Source organism: Aminobacter sp. NyZ550 (assembly GCF_025628925.2).
GTDB lineage: Bacteria > Pseudomonadota > Alphaproteobacteria > Rhizobiales > Rhizobiaceae > Aminobacter > Aminobacter ciceronei.
On the sequence record NZ_CP114190.1, the window covers coordinates 3,621,125 to 3,643,960 of the forward strand.

Genomic DNA, 22,836 nt, shown 5'->3' on the forward strand with positions numbered 1-22,836 from the left:
GCGGGCTCAAGCCTCGCCGGCCTGCTTCTTGTTGGCGGCGGCCATGCTCTTGGCGTCTTGTCCGCCCAGCGTGTTGCCGGTGGTCAGGTCGTTCTGGGCATGGGCGAAATGATGCATGTGATAATGCGCGTCCATGGCGGTGCGCTTTCCGCGCAGGTCCTCGACATGATTGATCGCCTGCTTGGACAGCCAGAGGCCGAGGCGCGGATACTGCGCCAGCTTTTCGGCCATGGCCCGACCGGCGCCTTCCAGTTCGTCGCGGGCAACCACCTTGTTGACCATGCCGAACTGCTCGGCGCGTGACGCCGGCATGCGTTCACCCATCATCAGGAATTCCTTGGCGACGCGCGGCGGCAGCTCGAAGGCATGTGCGAAATACTCGACGCCTGGAATGCCCATGCGCACCACCGGATCCTGGAAGAAGGCATCGTCGGTGGCGACGATGAAGTCGCAGACCCAGGCAAGCATCAACCCGCCCGCGACGCAGGCGCCCTGCACAAGTGCGATCGTCGGCTTGGGGATGTCGCGCCAGCGTCGGCACATGCCGAGATAGACCTCGTGCTCCCTGGTGTAGAGCATTTCGGCAGCCGGCTTGTTGGTGTGGTCGGACCACATCAGGCGACGGTCGAAGGTCTTGTTGACGTCGCGACCCGGCGTGCCGATGTCGTGGCCGGCAGAAAAATGCTTCCCCGCGCCGCGCAGCATGATGACCTTCACCGTGTCGTCGTCGACTGCGCGCTTGAAGGCATCGTCGAGCGCATAGGTCATCTGGGAGTTCTGGGCGTTGTTGAACGTCGGGCGATTCATCGTCACCCAGGCGATCGGTCCCTCGGTTTCGTAGAGGACCGGCTCGCCCGTCTCATAGGTGATGTCTGCCGTGCGCGGCTCAACCAGATCGCTCATATCAAGGGTTTCCGCTGACAATTCAACTTGGTAGCTCCGGAGAAACTACGTTCCCCGCCAAGGGGTGCAATCGTCCAAAGGGACTAAAGCGCCGGCAACTTTGTGCGCCGCACAATCACTTGCCGCACGATCATTTGCAGATCGTGTCGATCTCGGCGAGCTCCGCTGCCGTCAGATTCCACGAGGCAGCCGCGGCATTGGCCACCACCTGCTCGGGACGGGTGGCACCCGCAATTACGCTGGAAACGATCGGCTGGCAGGCCAGCCAGGAAAACGCCAGCTCGAGGATGGTGCGTCCGCGCGCTTCACTGAAGCCGATCAGCTTCTCGACCTTGTCGAGATTGGCGTCGGTCAGGCCGGATTTGAAATAGGCCATGTTCATGCGCGTGTCCTCCGGCAGCGCCTGACCCTTGCGGTATTTGCCGGTCAGGAGGCCGCTCGCCAGCGGGAAATAGGGCAAAAGCGTCATGCCGGTGCGGTGCATCGCCGGGAACAGCTCGGTCTCGGCCGTGCGCGAGATCAGATTGTATTCGGCCTGGGTGGATTGCAGGCTGTGCAGATTGTGATGGCGCGAAGTCCAGCTGGCATCGACCAGCATCCATGCCGGCAGGTTCGAGCAGCCGAGATAGCGGACTTTGCCCTGCTTCACGAGATCGTCGAGCGCCCGCAGCGTCTCCTCGACTGGCGTCTGCGGATCGGGGAAATGGTACTGGTAGAGGTCGATGTAGTCAGTCTTGAGCCGGCGCAGGCTGTCTTCGACAGCATTCATGATGTAGCCGCGCGATCCGTTGTAGCGATTGCTCTTCTCGCGGTTGAGCGGCGAGGCGAACTTGGTCGCCAACACCATATCCTTGCGCCGGTCGCCGAGCACCTCGCCCAAAGTGATCTCCGACCCACCATTGACGCCGTAGGAATCCGAGGTGTCGAGCAGCGTGATGCCGGCATCGAGCGCGGCATGCACCACTTTGCGGGCGCCCTCGGTGTCGAGACTCCTGATCATGCCGCCAAAATTGTTGCAGCCGAGACCGACAACCGAAACCTCAAGGCCCGTGCGGCCGAGAACGCGCTTTTCCATCTCGTCTACTCCATCATCTTCGTTCGCTAACTATCTTATTTCAAAGGCAAACAGCCTATGCGGCCGCCTTGACAATATCGGCAGCCTTCTCTGCGATCATGACTGTCGCGGCATAGGTGTTGCCGTTGACCAGCACCGGCATGATCGACGCGTCGGCGACACGCAGCCTTTCGACACCACGCACCCGTAGTTGCGGATCGACCACCGAGTCTGTGTCCGCACCCATCCGGCAGGTGCCGGCAGCGTGGTAGTGCGTCACGGCCGTCGCCAAAATGTCCTCGGCGATGTCGTCGAGCGAACGGATCGACCGCGCCGGCAACAGTTCCTTGGCGAGCACATTGCGCAAAGCCGGCTGGTTGACGATCGCACGCGTCCGGGCGGCTCCCTCCGTCAGTATCTTGAGATCGCGCGGATCAGAGAAATAGTTCGGCGAGATCGCGGCATGCGCCATCGCATCGGCCGACTTGAGTGTGACTTGGCCCCGGCTGTAGGGCGAGCCATGGTTGAGCAACAGCGTGAAGCCATGTTCCCGCGGCAGGATACCAAGCACCCCAGGACCACGGCGGATCACTGTTGCCGGTGCCATGCAGACCTGGATTTCGCTGCCGGGATCGCCCTCGACGGCGTGGAAATAGCCTGATGTTGGAAACAGCCCGCGGCTCAGGACGCCACGACGCTGGAACACATATTGCGCGCCGGCCTTCAATGCGCCCCACGGCTTGACGTGACTGTAGGCGCTGACCGGCTTGGTCGTCGTGTACATCAGCCGGTACATCGGGTGGTTCTGCAGGTTCTGTCCGACCTCGGGGCTGTCTGCGTTTACCTTGATGCCGAGACGCTGCAGGCTGCCCGCGTCGCCCACGCCCGACAGCATCAACAATTGCGGCGAGTTGACTGCGCCACCGCTGAGTATCACTTCCTTGACCGCGCGCGCCACGCGTGGCCGGCCCTCATGGGCAAACACCACACCGGTGGCGATCCCCGCCTCGATCACCACCCGCTTGACCGGGGCGTTGACGATCAGCGTCAGGTTCGGCCGCTTCAGCGCCGGGTGCAGGAAGGCCGCAGCCGTGCTTGAACGCTTGCCCTTGCCAATGGTCAGGTCGACATGACCGAAGGCTTCGGCCGCGTCCTTGTTGAGGTCGTCGGTCAGCGGCAGGCCCTCGCCGGCCGCCGCATCGAGGAACATGTCGCAGACGGGGGCAGTGCCCTGCCCCTTCGACACCTGCATCGGCCCGCTGCCGCCATGAATGTCGCTGGCGCCGCGCTCGTTGGTCTCGGATTTCTTGAAATAGGGCAGAACATCGTCATAACCCCAACCGTCATTGCCCAGCGCCTTCCAGTTGTCGTAGTCGCGCCGGTGGCCGCGCATGTACATCATGCCGTTGATCGAACTGGAGCCGCCGACGAGCTTGCCCTGGGCCCAATAGAGCTTGCGGCCGCCCAGCGCTTGCACCGGTTCGCTCTCGTAGCTCCAGTTGTAGGCGGGATGCGTGCCGGTCACGACATTGGCGCCCGGAATACGGATCAACATGTCCTTGTCCAGCCCGCCGGCCTCTATGACGGCAACCCGCGCATTGGAGTTCTCGGACAGGCGTGCGGCGAGCACGCAGCCGGCCGCACCTGCGCCCACGACGACATAGTCGAATTCGAGGTCGCTGAACGTCACGTCCTTGCCCTGAAGTCTCGCCGCGCCACGCCCTTGGGCCAAGGCAGGCGCGCGTGCTCCTCGGCAAGCCTTGTCAGCGGATCGGCCACGGCAGCCTCGATGATCCTGGCTGCCTTGCGCAGACGCAGGTCGACATGGATCGACAGGCCTTCGACCGTCGCAGCGCGGTAATTCTGGTCGACATTCCACAATTCGTGGAAGTGGTGGACGCGCTTCAGGTCGGTCCACAGCACGACGCTGCGGGCTTCCAGCTTTGCATCCGGCATCAGTTCCCGTTCGTAGCGAACGCTTTTTTCCAGCCGAAAGAAGCTGTAGCTGGTGCGCCTGATGTAGTCGTCATGGATACCAAAGACCTCGAACAGGTCGCTTTCGGCGATATCGAACACATGGTCGTACCAGGACACGTTCATGTGCCGGTTGACGTCGAGCCAGCGCGGCTCGACCTGCCCCCGGAAACTGATATAGGCGCGCGGCCCGTTTTCAGGGTCTCTGGCATTCGCGCCCGAAACTTGGTCCCCGACCGCGCACTCGTCGTTCATCAGCCCTTACTCCGCCGCGACAGCCGGAGCGTTCAGCTTCTCGTCCAGTTCGGAGGCGAGGCACGAAAACTCCACCTGGCCGCGCTCGATGATCATGGCGCGGTCGGCATAGGGGGCGGTAACAGCCAGATGCTGCTCGACGATGACAACCGCCGTGCCGGTCTGCGCCCAGCGACGCAGGAAGGCGAGGATCGGTGGCAGCAGCGCCTGGGCAAGGCCCATCGACGGCTCGTCGCAGAGCAGCACCTTGGGCTGTGCGATGAAGGCTTGGCCGAGCGCCAGCATCTGCTGCTGACCGCCTGAGAGATCGCGGGCGTAGAGTTTCTGCTTTTCCTTCAGGATCGGGAAGACCGAGTAGATCTCCTCGACCGCGTTGTTGAAGCCGGCACGGTCGCCACGCCGGGCGGCGGCGCCCATGCGCAGATTGTCGAACACGCTGAGCTCGGGAAACACACGGTGCCCGTCAAGCACAAGGCGCAGGCCCGACTGCGCCACCTTCTCTGGCGCGATCCCGCCGATCGCCTTGCCGTCGAGCAGGATCTCGCCGCTGTCGGGTTTGTTGAAGCCGGCGATCGCCCGCATCAGCGTCGACTTGCCGGCGCCATTCTCGCCGCCGATGAGCAGGATCTCGCCCGCCTTTGCGGTCAGCGACACATCACGCAGCACCGGGATGGTGCCATAGCCTGCAACCAGATTCTTGACCTCAAGCATGGCGCGACCCCACGAACATATGCTGCACAGCCGGGTCCTTGGCGACTACGTCCGGCTTGCCTGAAGAAACCACTCGGCCCTGTTCCAGCACAGTGATGGTGTCGGCAATACCCCACACCAGGTCGAGATCGTGCTCGACCAGGATAACTGTCTTGCCCATCTGGCGGCTCAGGAACTTGACGAGATTGGCGAAGTTGGTGCGCTCACTCTGCGACAGGCCGGCAGCCGGCTCGTCGAACAAGACGATGGTTGCTTCCTTGAGCACCGTGCGCATTACCTCCACCAGGCGGCGCTGGCCATGCGACAGGAGCGTGGCACTGTCCTGGCCAAAGCTCTTCTCCATTGCCTTGGCGAGCGCGGTGATGTCAGCGCTGGCAGGGCCGACGCGGGCATCGATGCCGATCTTCAAGTTGTCCCACAGCGACATCTGGCTGAAGATGCGCGGCGCCTGGAAGGTGCGGCCGAGGCTCATGTTGGCGATGCGGTCGGCCGCCATGTTGGTCGCGTCTACCCCGTTGATCATGAAGGAGCCGGTGTTCAGGCGCGACAGACCGCTCAGCACGTTGAGCAGGCTGGTTTTGCCCGAGCCGTTGGCGCCGATCAGTCCGTGCACCTCACCCTTGCGAACCTTGAGGTCGACAGCACTGACAGCCACCACCTCGCCGAACTTCTTGGTGCCGTTGCGCACCTCGACGGCGATCTCCTCGCTCGGCTCGAGGACCGTCTTGCCGGCCTGCAGGTCGGCGAGAAAACCGTCGATGCGGAAGGCCTGCTCGCCGCCGCCGGTCTGCTTGCGCTTGGCGCGCAGGCGCTCGACCGAGCCGACGATGCCATCGGGGAAAGCCATGACCGCAACAAGCGTCAGGCAGCCATACATCAAGAGGCGATACTCGACGAAACCGGCCAAGAGGATGTTCGGCAGGATGTAGACGATCCAGATGCCGATGATCGGACCGAGCATCTGTCCGCGACCGCCGACAACGACCGCGAAGAAGAACACGAAAGACAGCTCGATGTTGAAGCCCTGCGGACTGACGAAAGCTACCGTCGGCAAGTAGAGGATACCGCAGATACCGGTGCCGATCGACGCGACGATGAAGGCGGTGAAGCGCATCACTCCCGGCTTGATGCCCAGGGAACGCGCCGCTTCCGGGCTCAGCGCCGCCACGAACATCATACGGCCGAGCTTCGAGCGCCGAATGCCGTAATGGACGAACAGCGCGATCATCGGGAACACCGCAACCGCGATCGCCAGCAGCGACATGCTACCCACGATCGGATTGGTCAGCGCCGGTACGGTGACGCTGATGCCGTTGATGCCGTTGGTCCACTTGTCGAGCGTCACCAGAAGCTGCGGGAAAACGATCGCGGCACTCATGGTTACGAAGCCGAGGTGGAAGCCTTGTACACGCAACGCCGGCAGGGCAAACAGCAGGCCGCCAAGCATGGCAGCGACGATGCCACCCATCGCGGCGGCGGCAAACGACCAGCCATGCAGGCCGAACAGGATCGCAGCGACATAGGCGGCAAGTCCGAGGATGGCGCCCTGGCCGAACGACTTCTGGCCAGCATCGACGAACAGCATGTTCTGGAAGATGGCTGCTGCGATATAGATGTTCACCAGCTGGAACGTGTGGATCCAGTAGGAGTTGCCGGCGATCACCGGGCCGAAGCCGGTGATCGCGATCAGCGCCACGCCGATCCAGACCTGCGTCAGGTCGGAGTTGAAGCGGCCTTTCGGCTTGGTTTCAGCCATGGAAACGGGTCCGGTTTGTACGTTCGCGGTCGCCTGCATGATCACACCCGCCTTGCGCCGACGCGCCCGAACAGGCCTTGCGGCCGGAACATCAGGATCAGCACCAGAACCAGCAACGATGCGAGGTCCTGATAGGCACCACCGACCTTGTAGGCGGTCAGCATCGCCACCACGCCCACCAGTGGTCCACCGATCAGCGTACCGGCGTTGGAACCGATGCCGCCGACGACGGCGGCGACGAAGCCGTTGAGCACATATTTCAGGCCGGCGTCAGGGCTGACCGAGATCACAGGAGCAACGAGGAAGCCGACGGTGCCGACCATAAGGCCGCTGATTGCAAAGGAGATGAGCTGCAGCCGGCGCACCGGCAGGCCGGCAGCACGCGCGGCGTCGAAATCCTGCGACAGCGCGCTGATGGCGAGACCTATGAAAGTGCGGCGCAGGAAGTAGCGCAACGCGAAAAACCAGAAGATCATCGCACCGATCGCCAAGGCATAGGCACCCGGCGTGCGGGTCCCGAAGATGCGGAAGCTCGGCACGACGCTCTGGACGGAATAGGCGAACGGCCCCTGTGTGATCATCAGCAACGCCGCCACGATCACCGAGACCGACACCGTCGAAATCAGCCAGCTGTCCTGCTCGACCGAGGAGCGCAGCGGCAAAAGCGTGATGTAGCCCTGGACGGCGACGACGGCGGCGATGCCCAAGCCAGTCAGTAGCAGCATCAGACTCCACTGGCCAAGCCCGACCTGGTTGGCCAGGAAATAGGCGGCGAAGCCGCCGAGGATGAACATGTTGCCTTGGGCGAAGTTGAAGATGTTGGTCGCGCCATGGACGATATTGAAGCTCATCGCGATGGTGGCAAAGATCGACCCGATGGCGATCCCGCGTATCACGATGATCAGTATTTCGCTGAGCATAAGCTCGCCTCCCTGACCTCACTTATGAACCCGCCCTGCCTGCACCGCGGGCAAGCCCGGAAAGCTGACGAGGAAGGCGTATTTTGAGGTCAGCTTATGCGTGCCAGCGACGCCCGCAACATCGTTCGAACGGACTAACGACAATTGCAGGAAAACGGAGCGGTCAGTCGCCCCGTGCAAGGTTCGGACGCGGTTGTTCAGACGCCGACTTTGTCGTCGTCATCCATGGCCGCAACCCCTTGGGCGCTAATGGTCAGGAAAAGCAGTCCCGTGCCGTGTCGAACGAAATTTTCGCCGCCTCATTCCGGCCGAGAGCCGCGAGTTCGGGCGAAATCACCTCGACGCTGAACGGCGCGGCAACGCCCATGTCATCCAGCGTCGCAGCGAAGGCGGAAAGATCGAATGCGCCCTGCCCGCACAGGCTGCGGTTCATGGTCTCGGCCGAGCGCTGGCCGACCGGCACCTTGCCGGCATCGTTCACCTGCACGCACAGGATCCTGTTCGCGGCAATCCGCCTCAGATCCGCCAACGGCACGCCGGCGCGGAAAACATGCCACGAATCGATGACCAGCCCGGCATTGGGAATGTCGCCGATGATCGCCAGCGCCGTGTCCACGTCCCGCACATTGCCCCAGGCCACCAGTTCCAGCGCGATCGAAAGCCCATGTTCGACCGCCCGGCCGCAGAGGTCGCGGAATTTCCGCTGCATGGTCTCAAGCGATATGCCACGTTCGCCAAGATCGGGTCCGACATTGATGACCTTGGCGCCGAACGCGGCCGCCGCCCGGAACGCCGTCTCTTCGTTGCGGCGGGAGATGAGGCCCGCCTCGCCGTCCATGAACCAGTCGGTCAGGAACTCGACCGACACATGCTTCATGCCATGTGCATCAAGAATGGCGCGAAGCTCGCCATCGCCAAACCCACGCGCCCGCTGCTCGGCATAGTCGCGGAAATGCAGGCACATGCCGGTGTAGCCGGCCGCAGCACACGCCTCCACACGCTCGGCAAAGCCATGGCGCGAGGCAACGGGGTTGCCTGGCATGACGCCGCTTATCGTGTGCGAGCTGCAGACATATTCGCGCGTCTTCATTGGTCATCCCGGGGCTGGCTGCAATCGGCCTAAAATGTCCTCGCGGCATCAGGCATACAGGTCCATTCGGACTAGGCGCCAGTTGCATGCGACGCCTGAAACGAAAACCCCCGGCATAACCGGGGGTTTCCTTGAACCGCGAGGCGTCTCGCAGCCGATATCGATCCGCTTACTGCGGCAGCTTGTCGTCCACGCCCTTGACGTAGAAGTTCATGCCGAGCAGCACGCCGTCCTCGGCCACTTCGCCAGCCTTCAACCATTCCGAACCGTCCTGTTTGGCGATCGGGCCCGTGAAGGGGTTGAACGAGCCGGACTTGATCTTGGCGGTGGTCTCTTCGGCCAGCGCCTTCACGTCGTCGGGCATGTTGGTGAAGGGCGCCATCACGACGTGGCCTTCCTTCATGCCGCCCCAGACGTCCTGCTGCTTCCAGCTGCCGTCGATCACGGCCTTGACCCGCTCGATGTAGTATGGGCCCCAGTCATCGACGATCGAGGTCAGCTGGGTCTTTTCGCCGAACTTGATCATGTCCGAAGCCTGGCCGAAGGCCTTGATGCCGCGCTCGGTCGCAACCTGCATCGGGGCGGTCGAGTCGGTGTGCTGGGTGATGATGTCGACGCCCTGGTCGATCAGCGCCTTGGCGGCGTCGGCTTCCTTGCCCGGGTCGAACCAGGTGTTGGCCCACACCACCTTGACCTTGAAGTCGGGGTTGACCGACTGCGCACCGAGCACGAAAGCGTTGATGCCCATCACCACTTCCGGGATCGGGAAGGACGCGATGTAGCCGGCAACGCCTGCCTTCGACAGCTTGGCGGCGATCACACCCTGCACATAGCGGCCTTCATAGAAGCGCGAGTTGTAGGTCGCGACGTTGGGATGCTCGCGCTTGTAGCCGGTGGCGTGCTCGAATTTCACATCCGGGAACTTGCCGGCAACCTTGTTGGTCGGATCCATATAGCCGAACGACGTCGTGAAGACGATGTTGCAACCCGAGCGCGCGAAGCGCTCAATGGCGCGCTCAGCGTCGGCACCTTCCGGCACGCTTTCGAGATAGGCAGTCTCGACCTGGTCGCCGAGCGCCTTCTTCATCTCCTCCAGGCCCTGGTGGTGCTGGTACGACCAGCCGAAATCGCCGATCGGGCCGACATAGATAAAGCAGGCCTTGGTTGCTGCTTGCGCAGCCATGGTTCCGAAAGACATCACGGCAGCCGCCGCGGCGAACGACAATATTGTCTTCTTCATACTCTTGTTCCTCTAGTGGTTGCCCGGGGCACTATCCCATCCATTTATAGTCCCTGTACATGGTTCGGACCGGAAGTCACCGGAACGACTTCCGAATCGTCGCCATGATCTTAGCGATCTGGCACAAACGGCCGCCCCAATGAAGCCGGAGTGTTCACCATCGTGAGCCGCCTGTTGCGCGAAATGAGCACAAGCACCACGACGGTTGCCAGATAGGGTAGCGAAGAGAGCAGTTGCGACGGCACGCCGACACCCAGGGCCTGGGCATGCAACTGGCCGATCGAGACCGCTCCGAAGAGATAGGCGCCCGCAAGCACGCGCCACGGCCGCCAGGACGCGAACACCACCAGCGCCAAGGCAATCCAGCCCCGGCCGGCGGTCATGTTTTCGATCCACTGCGGCGTGTAGACGAGGGACAGGTAGGCGCCGGCGAGTCCCGCACAGGCGCCGCCGAACATGACCGCGAGATAGCGGATGCCGATGACCTTGATGCCAAGCGCGTGCGCCGAGGTGTGGTTGTCGCCGATCGACCGCAGCGTCAGGCCGGCGCGCGAGCGAAACAGGAACCAGGCGACGCCCGCCGTCAGCAGAATCGACACGTAAAAGAGCGGATCCTGACCGAAGAACAGCCTGCCGATATAGGGAACATCGGTGAGATAGGGGATGTAGAGATAGCTCATCTTGATGCCCGGCAGGCCGACGAAACCTTCGCCGAGCATACCTGAGAGACCGAGCCCGAGCAGCGTCAGGGCCAGGCCGGTCGCCACCTGGTTGGTCACCAGTGTCAATGTCAGGAAACCGAACAGCAGTGAAAACAGCATGCCGACGATGATCGCGGCAACAACGCCGAGCCAGGGAGAGCCGGTCGTCAGCGCAACGCCGAAACCGGTCACCGCGCCCATCACCATCATGCCTTCGACCCCGAGATTGAGCACGCCCGAGCGCTCGACGACGAGTTCGCCGACAGCCGCGATCAGCAGCGGTGTTGCCGCCGTTGCAATCGTTATCAGGATATCTTCAAACATTTTGCGTGGCCTCCACGGTCTTTGCAGCGGAGGCGCCGACAAAGCGGATGCGATAGAGAATGAGCGTGTCGCAAGCGAGCACGAAGAACAGCAGCATGCCCTGAAAGGCGCGGACCACCTTGTCCGACACGCCGATCGATATCTGCGCCGCCTCGCCGCCGAGATAAGACAGCGCCAGTACCAGGCCCGCGGCAATGATGCCGAGCGGGTTCAGGCGTCCGAGGAAGGCAACAATGATCGCGGCAAAGCCGTAGCCGGGTGAAATCGTCGGCCGGAGCTGGCCGATGGCACCGGAGACTTCCGAAATGCCGGCAAGGCCTGCAAGACCGCCCGACACCAGGAAAGCGAAGAACACCATGCGCGACTGCGAGAATCCGGCAAAACGCCCTGCACGAGGGCTCTGCCCCAGCACCAGCACCTCAAAGCCTTTCAAGGTACGCGACAGCATGAACCAGAGCGCAACCGCCGCGACGATGGCAAAGACAAAACCCCAGTTGGCACGGCCCGATGCTGACCAGATCTCGGGCAGCACGGCACTTGGGCTGAAGGTGCGCGTCTCCGGGAAGTTCATGCCGGCCGGGTTGCGCCAGGGACCGCGCACCGTCCAGTCGAGGAAAAGCTGCGCGACATAGACGAGCATCAGGCTGGTCAGGATCTCGTTGGTGTTGAAGCGCACCTTGAGATAGGCGGGGATGGCGCCATAGGCGGCTCCGCCGGCGATACCCATCAAGAGCATCAACGGCAGAACGATCCACGATTGGAAGTCGGGGAACATGACCGGCAGTATCGAGCCTGTGATGGCGCCGACGATGAACTGGCCCTCGGCGCCGATGTTCCAGTTGTTGGAGAGGTAGCAGATCGACAGGCCGACCGCGATCAGGATCAGCGGCGCTGCCTTGACCGCCAGCTCATGCAGCGACCAGACCTCGCGCAGCGGGTCGATGAAATAATAATAAAGTGCCTCGACCGGGTTCTTGCCGAGCAGGCTGAACATGATCGCGCCCGCAATAAGCGTCAGCCCGAGCGCGATGAAGGGTGAAAGTGCCGCAAACAGCTTGGAGCGTTCGGGACGCTTGACGAGTTCGATACGCATCACGCCACCTCCTTCGCAGGGTCGAGGTGACCTGGTTCGGCGCCGCCCATCAACAGCCCGATACGTTCTAGCGTGGCCTCCGCGATCGGGATCGGCTTGGACAGCTCGCCATTGTGCATGACAGCGATGGCATCGGAGATTTCAAACAGCTCGTCGAGATCCTGGCTGATAACCAGCACCGCCGAACCATTGCGGGCGAGTTCGATCAGTGCCTGGCGGATGCGCGCCGCAGCACCGGCATCGACGCCCCAGGTCGGCTGGTTGACCACCATCACCGACGGATTGCGATCGAGCTCGCGGCCGATGATGAATTTCTGCAGGTTGCCGCCTGAAAGGGCTGCGGCCTCCGGATCGGGCGCGCTCTTGCGCACGTCCATCACCTCGATGATGCGCTGTGCCGCCTTCTGGATAGCACCAGACTTGACCATTCCGCCGGTACCGACAAACGCCTTGCCGTCCGTGCTGTGGCGCGACAGCAAGAGATTGTCAGACAGCCGCAGGCGCGGCGCGGCACCATGACCGAGGCGCTCCTCCGGGACAAAAGCCGCCCCCAGCAGACGCCGCGCCGAAATGCCCATGCGCCCGGCCGACTTGCCGCGAATGCGGACGGCGTCTGCGCTTTCCTGCAGCGCCTCGCCCGAAATCGCCTCGAACAGTTCTCCCTGGCCGTTGCCCGCGACACCGGCAATGCCGATGACCTCACCGCCGGCGACGCTCAGCCAGATGTTCTTGAGCGGCATCGAGAACGGCCCGGCTGGCTTGCGGCTCATGCCGCAGATGCTGAGCAGTTCCTCGCCACGCACCGATGCCGTGGTGCGCTCGGCGTTCTTGACCTCGGTGCCGACCATCATGCGAGCCAGCGAGGACGGTGTTTCGACCCGGGGATTGCAGTGGCCCACAACCTTGCCGTGCCGCATGATCGTGGCGCTGTCGCAAAGCCGGCGGACTTCATCGAGCCGGTGTGAGATGTAGAGGATCGACTTGCCCTCGGCGCGCAGGCGCTCCAGCGTCTCGAACAGCTTGTCGGCTTCCTGTGGCGTCAGCACCGAAGTCGGCTCGTCGAGAATGATCAGGTCGGGTGTCTGCAGCAGGCAGCGGATGATCTCGATGCGCTGGCGCTCACCGACCGAGAGATCACCGACAAGCGAGTCCGGATCAAGCGGCAGACCGTAGCTGTAGGACAGCGCACGCGCTTTGGCAGCAATGGTGCTGATCGGCGTGTCGTCGGCCAGCGACAGCGCGATGTTCTCGGCGGCCGTCAGCGCCTCGAACAGCGAAAAATGCTGGAAAACCATGCCGATGCCGAGTTTCTTGGCGACGCCTGGGCTGGTGATCCTGACAGGCTGTCCGTTCCAGGCAATTTCGCCGGCATTGGGCTCGAGCGAGCCGAACAGCATCTTTACCAGTGTCGACTTGCCGGCGCCGTTTTCACCGAGCAGAGCATGGATTTCGCCCTTGGCGATGGTCAAGTCGACCTGGTCGCACGCCTTCAACGTGCCGAATATCTTCGTCAGGCCGCGAACCTCAAGCAGGTTCCGACCATTGGCTAAAGGGGTTGTGTCCACAACGCCTCCCATGTCAGTTCTTTTTTATGTTCCCGGGAGCATGGTAGGCGCGTCCTGCTCCCGGCGCAAAGCATGTCAGAAGTTGAAAGAGCTTCAAGAATTCTAGCGAAAACTCAAGGGATAAGAACCGTCGTCCCCGTCGTCTTGCGGCCTTCCAAATCGGCATGAGCCTGTGCCACGTCGCGTAGCGCATAACGCTGGTTGATCCTGATCTCGACGGCGCCGCTCAGCACCACATCGAACAATGCGTCAGCCGACCTTACCATATCTTCGCGCAGCGCATTGTAGACAAACAGCGTCGGCCGGGTGGCAAACAGCGAGCCCTTCTGGGCCAGGAGCGAAATGCTGAACGGCGGGATCGGTCCCGAGGACTGGCCGAAGCTGACGAATGTGCCGAGCGGCCTGAGGCAGTCGAGCGAGCCGGGAAAGGTGTCGTTGCCGACGGAATCGTAGACGACGTCGCATTTCTTGCCGCCGGTGATGGCAGCCACCTCGGCGACGAAATCCTGGCTGCGATAGTTGATGACGTGGTCGAAGCCATGCGCCATGGCAAGCTCGCCCTTGTCGTCCGAGCCTACAGTGCCGATGACTGTCGCACCGAGGTGCTTTGCCCACTGGCCAAGGATCAGGCCGACGCCGCCAGCGGCCGCGTGGTAAAGAACCGTATCGCCGGCCTTCACTTTGAAGGTACGCAGCAGCAGGTATTCGGCGGTCATGCCCTTCAGCATCATCGCCGCCGCCTGCTCGTCGCTGATGCCGTCGGGCAGCTTGACCAGCTTGTCGGCGGCAATCACGCGCTGCTCGCAATAGGCGCCCGTCGGAATGGAATAGGCGACGCGGTCGCCGACAGAAAGCCAGTTCACGCCCTCGCCGAGTTCGAGCACCACGCCGGCCGCTTCGCCGCCAGGCGTCACCGGCATGCCAGCGGGCGCAGGATAAAGCCCCGTGCGGAAATAGACGTCGATGAAGTTCAGGCCGATCGCGGTATGGCGGATGAGCGCTTGGCCGGGCCCCGGTCGGGCGACCTCTACCTCTTCATAGACAAGCGCTTCGGGGCCGCCGTGGGCGTGAACGCGTATGGCTTTGGGCACGTCGTCAGTCTTTCTCTGTCTCGATTGCCGGCTCGCCGCCGAGTTTGGGGAAAAATTGCATAACGCCACCGATGAAGAACAGGTAGATGCCGCTGATGGCGATGCCGATCTTGACCCATTCGCTGGCATCCATGGCCTGCCACAGCGCGACACCGCCAAACGCGCACCAGATCAGCGTCATCGGCAGGTTGATGTTGCGAAGCCTGACGACCCGCACCGGATGCAGGAAGTTCATCGGAACGAAGGTCAGTATGCCGGCGATGACCACCACTGCGAACGACACCCATTGCCCCGGCTCGATGACGAACAGCGTGAACACCACCATGTTCCACACCACCGGGAAGCCCTTGAAGAAGTTCTCCTTCGTCTTCATCCCGGTGTCGGCATAGTAGATCGCGCTCGACACCACGATGATCGCGCCCGACAGAAACGACAGCCCCTCTCCCATGAAGCCGCTCTGGTAGAGCGCGAAGGCAGGGATCAGGACGTAGGTGACGTAGTCAATGATGTTGTCGAGCAGTTCGCCCGACCATGTCGGCAGGATCTCCTTGACCTCGAGCTTGCGCGCGATCGGCCCGTCGATACCGTCGACGAAAAGAGCGAGCCCCAGCCACCAGAACATCGCCGTCCAGCGCTCCTCACTCGCCGCAACCAGCGACAGGAAGGCAAGGAACGAACCTGATGCGGTGAGAAGATGGACCGAAAAGGCCCGCGCCTGCGGCCATGTGACTTTCTTAGGCTTCACGTTTCCCGCCAATCATTTTGCAGAATTGAGCCGAGTGGATGAACATGACCGAGCATATGGAGCAAATCTGTTGCGGCATGATTGCACGAATTCTCTAGTCATCGTGCCTCCTGTTTGCCACCGGTAGTCTCCCTTGCCATTCCGGCACTTAATAGCAGCGTCGCTTTCCAGACAAGACGAAAGCCAAACCGAAAATGCCTTGTCACGGCGCCAACACTGCTTCATCCACTTCGGCGTGATGAGCCGGCAAGTTATCAGGCTGGCTGAAATTGCGCCGGGATCGACAGTTGCGACCGAATGGGATGAATCGCCGCGTTGATCAATGGCTTAGGCCTGCAATATACCGGGAAAACCGAGGTGCTGAGACAGCACTGGAACAGCATGGGCTGCCGATGAGCGTCGACACGAGAATTCTGGTGGCAGGCACCGGGCCCGTGGGGTTGATATCAGCCCTCGCCTTTGCCAAGGCCGGCTTCAGCGTCGTGCTTGCCGGACCGCCGGCCCGGACCGACGATGGCCGCACCACAGCTCTAATGGTCCCGGCGCTGAAGTTCCTGGCCACGCTCGGCATGCTCGATTCGCTCGAGCCAGATGCTGCTCCCCTCAAGGTGATGCGCATCATCGACGGCACGTCGCGGCTGATCCGCAGTCCGATGGTCACCTTCCGCGCCGGCGAGATCGGCGAAGAGCATTTTGGGCTGAACTTCCAGAACCGCGTCTTCAATGCAGTCCTGGAAAAGGCGGTCGAAGCCCATTCGGGAATCGAGTGGCGCCGCGCCATGGTCGACAACTGGACCCTTGAGCCCGGCAAGGTGATTGCCACGCTATCGGACGGCACGTTGGTTGAAGCGCCATTGGCGGTTGCCGCCGATGGCAGGAATTCACCGGCCCGCCAGGCCGCCGGCATTTCGGCCTCAGCGCAGTCGCTGCCACAGGCCGCTCTGGTGCTGAATTTCGTCCACAGTCGTGACCACGCCTTCACCTCGACCGAATTCCACACCGAAACCGGGCCATTCACCCAAGTGCCGCTACCCGGCCGCCGCTCAAGCCTCGTCTGGGTGCTCAGACCCGAAACCGCCAAGGAATTCGCCAGCGTCGGCGCCGATGCGCTGTCGCAACGTGTCGAGCAGCAGATGCAGTCGATGCTCGGCCGCGTCACGATCGAGGGCGGACGCCAGATCTACCCTTTGTCGACATCCTTGCCGCTGCGCTTCGCCCAGAACCGCATCGCCCTGGTCGGCGAAGCAGCGCATGTGTTTCCGCCGATCGGCGCGCAAGGGCTCAATCTCGGCATCAGGGATGTCGACCAACTCGTTGAAACGGCAGCCAAACATCGCGACGATTCCGGGGCTCCAGAAGCGCTGGCAGCCTATGATGCCGCACGGCGTCCCGACATTGTTGCCCGCACCAGCGCGGTGAACCTGCTCAACAGGTCGCTGTTGTCCGACATGCTGCCGGCGCAGCTGGCGCGCAGCGCCGGCCTCAACGTTCTCGGCGTCTTCTCGCCACTCCGTGCCTTCTTCATGCGCGAAGGCCTGCGCCCGGGTAGCGGCTTTTCGTCGGCCGTCGCCGGGATTCGTTCGCCGCGCCGCGGCGGCGACGCTGCCACCGACTGAGCTTAAGGAAAGAGATCCGGCGGCAAAATGCCGTGCTGGATCGCGTAAAGCAGCCCGGTCACCGTCAAGACAGACAGACAGGTGGTGACCAGCACGCTGGCCGAAGCCCGCTCAACCCAGACGCCATATTGCTGGGCGATGACGAAGACATTGGTCGCCGTCGGCAATGCCGCCATGAGCATGGCCGAGAACAGCCAGACCGGCTCGAAATTGCCAACCCAGCTCAGCACGACGTAGCACAGCAGCGGATGCAGGATCAGCTTGAGCAGCGCGATCGGCACCATCTCATGCGGCACCCGCTTCAACGGCCGCAAGGCCAGCGTCACGCCCATGGCAAACAATGCGCAGGGTGCTGCCGCCCGCGACAGATATTCAAGGAAACGTTCGACTGGCAGGGGCGGCCGGAATTCGACATAGGCCGCGAGCACGCCGATCGCCGTTGCAATGATGAACGGATGAAAGGCGATCTTCTTGACCACGTCCAGAACAACGCTCATCGGCGAGCGCGGCTCGTCGCCGGCCAGCGCCATCATCATTGGTGCTACGGTGAAATGCATGATGTTTTCGAAACAGAAGATCAGTGCGACTGGAACCGCCGCCTCCTCGCCGAAGGCCAGCAGCGCCAGACCTGGGCCCATGTAGCCGATATTGCCATAGGCCGACGCCAGCCCCTTGATCGTCGATTCGGCGATCTCGCCGCGCCCTCGGATGCAGGAGGCCGTAAACATCAGCATGAAGATGACGAAGGTCGAGAACACCGCGCCTGATATGTAGCCCCATTCGGTCAGCCGCTCGAACGGCGTCTTGGCCAGCAGCTGGAAAAACAGCGCCGGCAGGGCGACATAAACGATGAAGGTCGTCATCCAGCCGAGCGCTTCCAGCGGCTGCCGGGTGATCCGGGCAACGACGAAACCCATGAAGATCAGCCCGAAAAAGGGCAAGACCAGACCGATCACCTCAGACATCGGCGCTTTCCCGCTTCTCGTGCTGGAAAAGGCGCGTTCGCCGCCAAACGGCGACGGATGCGCGATGGAGCATTGCTACCAGCCGGTATCGTGCCGCCGGACCGGCCGTCAAGCCGCTATGCCATTGAAATGGCTGCCTTGCTGCGCCAAATAGGAACTTGGAAGGGCGCGATTGGCAGGGCCAGTGGGTCTTATCGACCTCGAACGTGTCCTAAGCGATTGAAAGCGCGTGTGAATTGGCAACTCTCACGCGGTGCAGGTGATCCATGAAGACGGCAAAATTCTCGATCGGACAGGTGGTGCGCCACCGGGTCTTCCCGTTCCGGGGCGTGATCTTCGATGTCGACCCCGAATTCGCCAACACCGAGGAGTGGTACGACGCGATCCCCGCCGCCGTGCGCCCGCGGCGTGACCAGCCCTTCTATCACCTCCTCGCAGAGAATGCGGAGACCGAATACGTCGCCTATGTCTCCGAGCAGAACCTGCTCGAGGACAGCTCCGGCGAGCCGGTGCGGCATCCGCAGGTCGGTGAGTTTTTCGACAAGACAGCGGACGGTCACTACGCCCCCAAGGCGCGTAGCAGCCACTAGACGCAACCAGTTGATATGCAACAAAAAAGCGGGGCCGAAACCCCGCTTTCTTTCAGTTCAGTACGGTCAGGTCGATCAGTTGGCCGTCTTGGCCTTGTCCTGTTCTTCCTTGAGCTTCTTGGCGAAGTCCTCGTTGTTCTTCGACACGAACTCCTGGAGCTTCTTCTGGCGGTCTTCCAGGTCCGACTGCTTCAGCGGCTCGCCATCGAAGGCGCCGGTGAATCCCGACAGCGAAACCTTGATCGGGTTCGGCTGGTTCTGGAAGTTGATCGAGGTCAGGGTCAGGTCGGTGCCCTTCTTGAACGAGCCGACGAGCGCGTCGGTCAGGGCGATCTCGGCCACGCAGCGGTCCGGGAAGCAGATCACGTATTCCAGCTTCTGGGCCTTGGCGCCATCGACCTGCAGGCCGATTCCCGGAGGGATGAGGCGGCCGCTCGGCACGGTGACCTGGAACACCTTGCGGTTGACCTTGCCCTTGAGCTCGATCATCGAGATGCCGGTGACCAGTTGGCCGTTGCTCGCGGTCAGGATGTTCTGCACGTTGCAGATATCGACGTCAGCCTGCTTGGAACAGGCCTTGAACCAGCCCTGCGGCACCTGCTGCTGCTGCGCAGCGGCCGGCGCGAGGCCCGACGCCAGCAGACCGGCAACGCCAGCCGCCAAGGCCGACAGGCGGAGACCGTCGAATTTCTGGCTCGTCATCTTCATGAATTCCTCTCAAACAATCCCGGAACCGGCCCTAGCCGTGTGTCGACGCTACCTGTTGGGCAAATGAGGCAACAGCATGACTTCGCCGCGCGTGTTACACTGCCGCGAGCCGCGAATCCAGCCTGTTTCCATGCATTTCTTGTGCCTTGAGCCAGCAATGGACGGGCCACATACGCCTGCGCTACGCTTCGAATCATCAAAGCTTCCCCGAATTCGTGGAGAATCGTCGTGAGACGCACTCTTTCGCTGCTGGTTGCCACCGCCGCCATCACAACTCTGGCGCCGCGCGCCGCTCTGGCCGAGCCCGTTCATGGCCTTTCCATGCATGGCACCCCTGCCCTGCCCGCCGATTTCAAGAACTTTCCCTACGCCAATCCCGACGCCCCCAAGGGCGGTAAGATCACCTACTGCGTCATCGGCAGCTTCGACAATCTCAACCCGTTCATCATCAAGAGCCTGCGCACCACCGCGCGCGGCATGATAGATACGATCTACGGCAATCTCGTCTTCGAATCGCTGATGCAGCGCAGTGCCGACGAGGCCTTCAGCATCTACGGCCTGACTGCCAAGTCGGTCGACATCGACCCCGAGCGCAAATGGATCGAGTTCCACCTCGACCCCAACGCCAAGTGGTCGGACGGCCAGCAGATCACGCCCGACGATGTCATCTTCACCTATGAGGTCTTCACCGAAAAGGGACGCCCGCCCTACAGCGACCGCATGGCCAAGATCGAGAAGATCGAAAAGACCGGGGACAACAGCGTCCGCTTCACCTTCAATGACAAGGCCGACCGCGAATTCCCACTGATCATCGCGCTGACGCCGATCGTGCCCAAACACGCCTTCTCCAAGGACACGTTCGACCAGACCACACTGAAACCGCTCGTCGGCAGCGGCCCTTATACGGTTGCCGAAGTGAAGCCCGGCGAGCGCATCGTCTTCAAGCGCAATCCCGAATATTGGGCACGCGACATCCCGTCCAAGCGCGGCTTCGACAATTACGACCAGATCACCATCGAGTATTTCCTCAACGCCGCTGCCCAGTTCGAGGCGTTCAAGAAGGGCATCTGCGACACCTTTACCGAGGCCGATCCAGTCAAGCGCGCACGTGGCTTCGATTTCCCTGCCTTCAAGAACGGCGACATCGTCGCCGAGACCTTCAAGAGCGGCCTTCCGCCTGTCGTCACCGGCTTCATGTTCAACACCCGGCTGGCGAAATTCGCCAACCCTGAGGTTCGCCAGGCGCTCGGCATGCTTTACGACTTCGAATGGGCCAACCGAAACCTGTTCGCCGGCAAGTATGAGCGCACCGTCAGCTATTGGCAGGGTTCGGAGCTTTCCGCCTTTGGCGTGCCGGCCAACGACAAGGAAAAGGCGCTGCTGGCGCCCTTCCCCGATGCGGTGCGCCCCGACATCATGGACGGCACATGGCGCCCACCTGTCACCGACGGCTCCGGCCAGGACCGCAAGGTGATGAAACAGGCATTCGAGCTGTTCAAGGCCGCCGGCTACACCTTGCAGGGCGGCAAGATGCTCGATGCACAAGGCGCGCCCTTCGCATTCGAGATCCTGACTTCGTCCGAGGCCGAGCAGCGGCTTGCCGCGCTTTACCAGCGCACGCTGGAAAAGCTCGGTATCGCGGTCACCATCCGCGCGCTCGAAGCCGACCAGATTCAGTCACGCAAGCAGGCTTTCGAATTCGACGCACTGATCGGCGTCACAGGCTTCACCGGCACCCTGTCGCCGGGCATCGAACAGATCGGGCGCTGGGGCTCGTCGTCGGCCCAGAAGCCTGGCTCATTCAATCTTGCCGGCGTTTCCAGCCCCGCCGTCGACGCCATGATCGACGCCATGCTCAAGGCGCGCGAGAAGGAAGATTTCGTGGCTGCTGTGCGTGCCCTCGACCGTCTCTTGATCTCCGGCAACTACATGGTGCCGTTCCAACACAACTCCGAGCAGTGGATCGCATTTGCGAAGAGACTAAAACATCCGGAAAAAACACCCATATTTGGCTATCAGTTGCCGGTCTGGTGGAGTCAGGGCGGTTAATCGAACTGCTTGAGCTAAGGACTTTTCCATGACTGAACAGAACCAGATCACCATCGACGTCGTCTCGGATGTTGTCTGCCCGTGGTGTTTTCTTGGCATGAAGCGCCTCGAAAACGCGCTCGTCAGCCTGCCCGACATCAAGGCCGAGGTGCATTGGCGCCCGTTCCAGCTCGACCCGACGATCCCGCCCGAGGGCAAGGAACGCAAGGCCTACATGCTGGCGAAATTCTCGGACGAGAACCGGCTGAAACAGGTCCACGCCAATCTGGTCTCACTGGGTGCTGTCGAAGGCATCTCGTTCGACTTCGACGCCATCACGGTTGCGCCGAACACGCTCGACGCCCACCGCCTCATCCGCTGGGCAGCGGCTTCGGGAGACGGGGCGCAGGACAAGCTCGCGCGTTTGCTGTTCAGCCTCTATTTCGAGCAGGGCAAGAACATCGGTGACCACGCCGTGCTGGTCGAAGCAGCGCGTGAAGCCGGCATGGATACGGCTGTCGTCGAATCGCTGCTCGCCACCGACGCCGACCGCGACGACGTCACCAACGAGATCGTCACCGCCTCGCGCATGGGGATCACAGGCGTGCCCTGCTTCCTGCTCGACGGCAAATACGCGGTCATGGGCGCCCAGGACTCGGCCACCCTTGCCGATGCCATTCGCCAGGTGGCGGCCGAAAAGGCTGCCGGCGAGCCGACGCTCAACTAAGCCCGCCCGGCCGCTGCGCCGGTCGGTGTGATACAATGTATCCAAAGCCCCCTTCGCTTCGGCGATCGGGGCTTTTTTTAGTTTTTTCGATGAGCAGTGCCAGCGATGGAGCATCAGTGCCCGTTGGGGCCGACATCGGCGATTAATGGCTTCATGGACGCTACGGCATGGCGCGGCCAAGGGCCTTGTGTGAATTCGCGACGACGCGTGAGGGTGACACCCCTCGCATGCTCAGGCCACTCTTGGCCAGAAACAGCAATTGGACTACGCAAGTAACCCCGATCGTTCGAGGCAATTTCCGCAATGAAAGACATAACTCCCGGCCCTACGTGGCCGAAGACTTTGCCGCCTGTCTGGCGATATTCTACAGCAACGTGCCGACCTTCTTTGCACCGGAAGAGCGCGCGGACTTTTGCCAATTTCTGGAAAGCATCGCTACCGAAGGTTGGTCCTATCTGGTGCTCACACGCAGTGGGTCGGACATCGCCTGTGGCGGGCTGGCAGTCGAGCCAGAACGCAAGCGCGCCAGCTTGGCATGGGGAATGGTCGACAGGGTGTTTCACGGACAGGGTCTGGGGACCAGACTGACGCAGGCCAGATTGGCGCAGGCACGCGCTATCCCTGGCATCGCAGAACTGATCCTGGAAACCAGCCAACACACCCATGGCTTCTATGAGAAGTTCGGCTTCACCGCCTGGAGAGTCACGCCCGATGGTTTCGCGCCAGGGTTGGACCGCTGGAACATGACGTTGCGCCTTACGGACACCTGATCCAATCCAG

At 62.2% G+C, this 22,836-nt stretch carries 21 protein-coding genes; 5 read left to right on the plus strand and 16 right to left on the minus strand.

Annotated elements, in window-relative coordinates; all coding sequences use genetic code 11:
- Positions 1-6: 6 nt before the first annotated feature.
- The 14 genes from N7E70_RS17980 to pcsA all read right to left on the minus strand — a co-directional run bounded on the left by N7E70_RS17980 (position 7) and on the right by pcsA (position 15,422).
- Positions 7-903, minus strand: a complete 897-nt coding sequence (locus tag N7E70_RS17980) for an enoyl-CoA hydratase (protein ID WP_263007190.1) — start codon at positions 901-903, stop codon at positions 7-9.
- 130 nt (positions 904-1,033) lie between these two features.
- Positions 1,034-1,978 (minus strand): aldo/keto reductase, encoded by a 945-nt coding sequence (locus N7E70_RS17985; protein ID WP_263007191.1) that lies wholly within the window; start codon positions 1,976-1,978, stop codon positions 1,034-1,036.
- Between the two features lie 55 nt (positions 1,979-2,033).
- Positions 2,034-3,647 carry a GMC family oxidoreductase gene (locus tag N7E70_RS17990; protein WP_263007192.1) on the minus strand — a complete coding sequence of 538 codons (1,614 nt, stop codon included), beginning with the start codon at positions 3,645-3,647 and terminating at the stop codon, positions 2,034-2,036.
- A complete protein-coding gene (locus tag N7E70_RS17995) occupies positions 3,644-4,186 on the minus strand; it encodes a thioesterase family protein (protein WP_263007193.1) in 543 nt (180 codons plus the stop codon). The genes N7E70_RS17990 and N7E70_RS17995 overlap by 4 nt, the downstream gene beginning before the upstream one ends.
- A gap of 6 nt (positions 4,187-4,192) precedes the next feature.
- Positions 4,193-4,897: an ABC transporter ATP-binding protein gene (locus tag N7E70_RS18000; RefSeq protein ID WP_263007194.1), complete on the minus strand. Its 705-nt coding sequence runs from the start codon at positions 4,895-4,897 to the stop codon at positions 4,193-4,195.
- Positions 4,890-6,653 carry a branched-chain amino acid ABC transporter ATP-binding protein/permease gene (locus N7E70_RS18005; protein ID WP_067966572.1) on the minus strand — a complete coding sequence of 588 codons (1,764 nt, stop codon included), beginning with the start codon at positions 6,651-6,653 and terminating at the stop codon, positions 4,890-4,892. The genes N7E70_RS18000 and N7E70_RS18005 overlap by 8 nt, the downstream gene beginning before the upstream one ends.
- A 41-nt stretch (positions 6,654-6,694) precedes the next feature.
- A complete protein-coding gene (locus tag N7E70_RS18010; RefSeq protein ID WP_192316540.1) occupies positions 6,695-7,573 on the minus strand; it encodes a branched-chain amino acid ABC transporter permease in 879 nt (292 codons plus the stop codon).
- Positions 7,574-7,826: 253 nt separating this feature from the next.
- Positions 7,827-8,663, minus strand: coding sequence for a sugar phosphate isomerase/epimerase family protein (locus N7E70_RS18015; protein WP_192316542.1), 837 nt, complete (start codon positions 8,661-8,663; stop codon positions 7,827-7,829).
- Between the two features lie 169 nt (positions 8,664-8,832).
- Positions 8,833-9,903: a BMP family ABC transporter substrate-binding protein gene (locus N7E70_RS18020; RefSeq protein ID WP_067962182.1), complete on the minus strand. Its 1,071-nt coding sequence runs from the start codon at positions 9,901-9,903 to the stop codon at positions 8,833-8,835.
- Positions 9,904-10,013: 110 nt separating this feature from the next.
- Complete coding sequence (locus tag N7E70_RS18025) at positions 10,014-10,928, minus strand: ABC transporter permease (protein WP_154387379.1); 915 nt, start codon at positions 10,926-10,928, stop codon at positions 10,014-10,016.
- Positions 10,921-12,021, minus strand: coding sequence for an ABC transporter permease (locus tag N7E70_RS18030; protein WP_263007195.1), 1,101 nt, complete (start codon positions 12,019-12,021; stop codon positions 10,921-10,923). Before N7E70_RS18030 ends, N7E70_RS18025 begins: the two co-directional genes overlap by 8 nt.
- On the minus strand, positions 12,021-13,598 hold the full coding sequence (locus N7E70_RS18035) for an ABC transporter ATP-binding protein (protein WP_067962188.1): 1,578 nt from the start codon (positions 13,596-13,598) through the stop codon (positions 12,021-12,023). The genes N7E70_RS18030 and N7E70_RS18035 overlap by 1 nt, the downstream gene beginning before the upstream one ends.
- Positions 13,599-13,699: 101 nt before the next feature.
- A complete protein-coding gene (locus N7E70_RS18040) occupies positions 13,700-14,677 on the minus strand; it encodes a quinone oxidoreductase family protein (RefSeq protein WP_067962189.1) in 978 nt (325 codons plus the stop codon).
- A gap of 4 nt (positions 14,678-14,681) precedes the next feature.
- Positions 14,682-15,422: a phosphatidylcholine synthase gene (gene pcsA, locus N7E70_RS18045; RefSeq protein ID WP_067962191.1), complete on the minus strand. Its 741-nt coding sequence runs from the start codon at positions 15,420-15,422 to the stop codon at positions 14,682-14,684.
- Positions 15,423-15,814: 392 nt separating this feature from the next.
- On the opposite strand from pcsA, the gene N7E70_RS18050 reads away from it, so the two are divergent.
- The gene (locus tag N7E70_RS18050) at positions 15,815-17,038 is read left to right on the plus strand and encodes a UbiH/UbiF family hydroxylase (RefSeq protein WP_263007196.1); all 1,224 of its coding nucleotides are present in this window, start codon (positions 15,815-15,817) and stop codon (positions 17,036-17,038) included.
- Between the two features lie 2 nt (positions 17,039-17,040).
- Here N7E70_RS18050 and N7E70_RS18055 read toward each other — a convergent pair whose 3' ends face one another.
- Entirely contained in the window at positions 17,041-18,003 is a 963-nt protein-coding gene (locus N7E70_RS18055) for an AEC family transporter (protein ID WP_263007197.1), read from the minus strand.
- A gap of 266 nt (positions 18,004-18,269) precedes the next feature.
- Here N7E70_RS18055 and hspQ point away from each other — a divergent pair, with 266 nt between their 5' ends.
- Positions 18,270-18,593, plus strand: a complete 324-nt coding sequence (hspQ, locus tag N7E70_RS18060) for a heat shock protein HspQ (protein WP_067962194.1) — start codon at positions 18,270-18,272, stop codon at positions 18,591-18,593.
- A 75-nt stretch (positions 18,594-18,668) separates the two neighbouring features.
- Here the strand turns inward: hspQ and N7E70_RS18065 are convergent, their stop codons facing one another.
- The gene (locus N7E70_RS18065; protein ID WP_067966575.1) at positions 18,669-19,295 is read right to left on the minus strand and encodes an invasion associated locus B family protein; all 627 of its coding nucleotides are present in this window, start codon (positions 19,293-19,295) and stop codon (positions 18,669-18,671) included.
- A 234-nt stretch (positions 19,296-19,529) separates the two neighbouring features.
- On the opposite strand from N7E70_RS18065, the gene N7E70_RS18070 reads away from it, so the two are divergent.
- The 3 genes from N7E70_RS18070 (at position 19,530) to N7E70_RS18080 (ending at position 22,826) form a co-directional block, all read left to right on the plus strand.
- Positions 19,530-21,350 carry an extracellular solute-binding protein gene (locus N7E70_RS18070; protein ID WP_442866465.1) on the plus strand — a complete coding sequence of 607 codons (1,821 nt, stop codon included), beginning with the start codon at positions 19,530-19,532 and terminating at the stop codon, positions 21,348-21,350.
- 28 nt (positions 21,351-21,378) lie between these two features.
- Complete coding sequence (locus tag N7E70_RS18075) at positions 21,379-22,056, plus strand: DsbA family oxidoreductase (protein ID WP_263007198.1); 678 nt, start codon at positions 21,379-21,381, stop codon at positions 22,054-22,056.
- 227 nt (positions 22,057-22,283) lie between these two features.
- Positions 22,284-22,826 carry a GNAT family N-acetyltransferase gene (locus N7E70_RS18080; protein ID WP_263007199.1) on the plus strand — a complete coding sequence of 181 codons (543 nt, stop codon included), beginning with the start codon at positions 22,284-22,286 and terminating at the stop codon, positions 22,824-22,826.
- Positions 22,827-22,836: the final 10 nt, after the last annotated feature.

Excerpts from the sequence above, each read along its gene's own strand:
- hspQ (WP_067962194.1), top strand. The coding sequence starts at position 18,270 with ATGAAGACGGCAAAATTCTCGATCGGACAGGTGGTGCGCCACCGGGTC.
- N7E70_RS18015 (WP_192316542.1), bottom strand. The coding sequence starts at position 8,663 with ATGAAGACGCGCGAATATGTCTGCAGCTCGCACACGATAAGCGGCGTC.
- N7E70_RS17980 (WP_263007190.1), bottom strand. The coding sequence starts at position 903 with ATGAGCGATCTGGTTGAGCCGCGCACGGCAGACATCACCTATGAGACG.
- N7E70_RS18080 (WP_263007199.1), top strand. The coding sequence starts at position 22,284 with ATGCTCAGGCCACTCTTGGCCAGAAACAGCAATTGGACTACGCAAGTA.
- N7E70_RS18035 (WP_067962188.1), bottom strand. The coding sequence starts at position 13,598 with ATGGGAGGCGTTGTGGACACAACCCCTTTAGCCAATGGTCGGAACCTG.
- N7E70_RS17985 (WP_263007191.1), bottom strand. The coding sequence starts at position 1,978 with ATGGAAAAGCGCGTTCTCGGCCGCACGGGCCTTGAGGTTTCGGTTGTC.
- N7E70_RS18010 (WP_192316540.1), bottom strand. The coding sequence starts at position 7,573 with ATGCTCAGCGAAATACTGATCATCGTGATACGCGGGATCGCCATCGGG.
- N7E70_RS18050 (WP_263007196.1), top strand. The coding sequence starts at position 15,815 with ATGAGCGTCGACACGAGAATTCTGGTGGCAGGCACCGGGCCCGTGGGG.
- N7E70_RS18025 (WP_154387379.1), bottom strand. The coding sequence starts at position 10,928 with ATGTTTGAAGATATCCTGATAACGATTGCAACGGCGGCAACACCGCTG.
- N7E70_RS18030 (WP_263007195.1), bottom strand. The coding sequence starts at position 12,021 with ATGCGTATCGAACTCGTCAAGCGTCCCGAACGCTCCAAGCTGTTTGCG.
- N7E70_RS18075 (WP_263007198.1), top strand. The coding sequence starts at position 21,379 with ATGACTGAACAGAACCAGATCACCATCGACGTCGTCTCGGATGTTGTC.
- N7E70_RS18065 (WP_067966575.1), bottom strand. The coding sequence starts at position 19,295 with ATGACGAGCCAGAAATTCGACGGTCTCCGCCTGTCGGCCTTGGCGGCT.
- N7E70_RS18005 (WP_067966572.1), bottom strand. The coding sequence starts at position 6,653 with ATGGCTGAAACCAAGCCGAAAGGCCGCTTCAACTCCGACCTGACGCAG.
- N7E70_RS18000 (WP_263007194.1), bottom strand. The coding sequence starts at position 4,897 with ATGCTTGAGGTCAAGAATCTGGTTGCAGGCTATGGCACCATCCCGGTG.
- N7E70_RS18020 (WP_067962182.1), bottom strand. The coding sequence starts at position 9,903 with ATGAAGAAGACAATATTGTCGTTCGCCGCGGCGGCTGCCGTGATGTCT.
- N7E70_RS18055 (WP_263007197.1), bottom strand. The coding sequence starts at position 18,003 with ATGTCTGAGGTGATCGGTCTGGTCTTGCCCTTTTTCGGGCTGATCTTC.
- N7E70_RS17995 (WP_263007193.1), bottom strand. The coding sequence starts at position 4,186 with ATGAACGACGAGTGCGCGGTCGGGGACCAAGTTTCGGGCGCGAATGCC.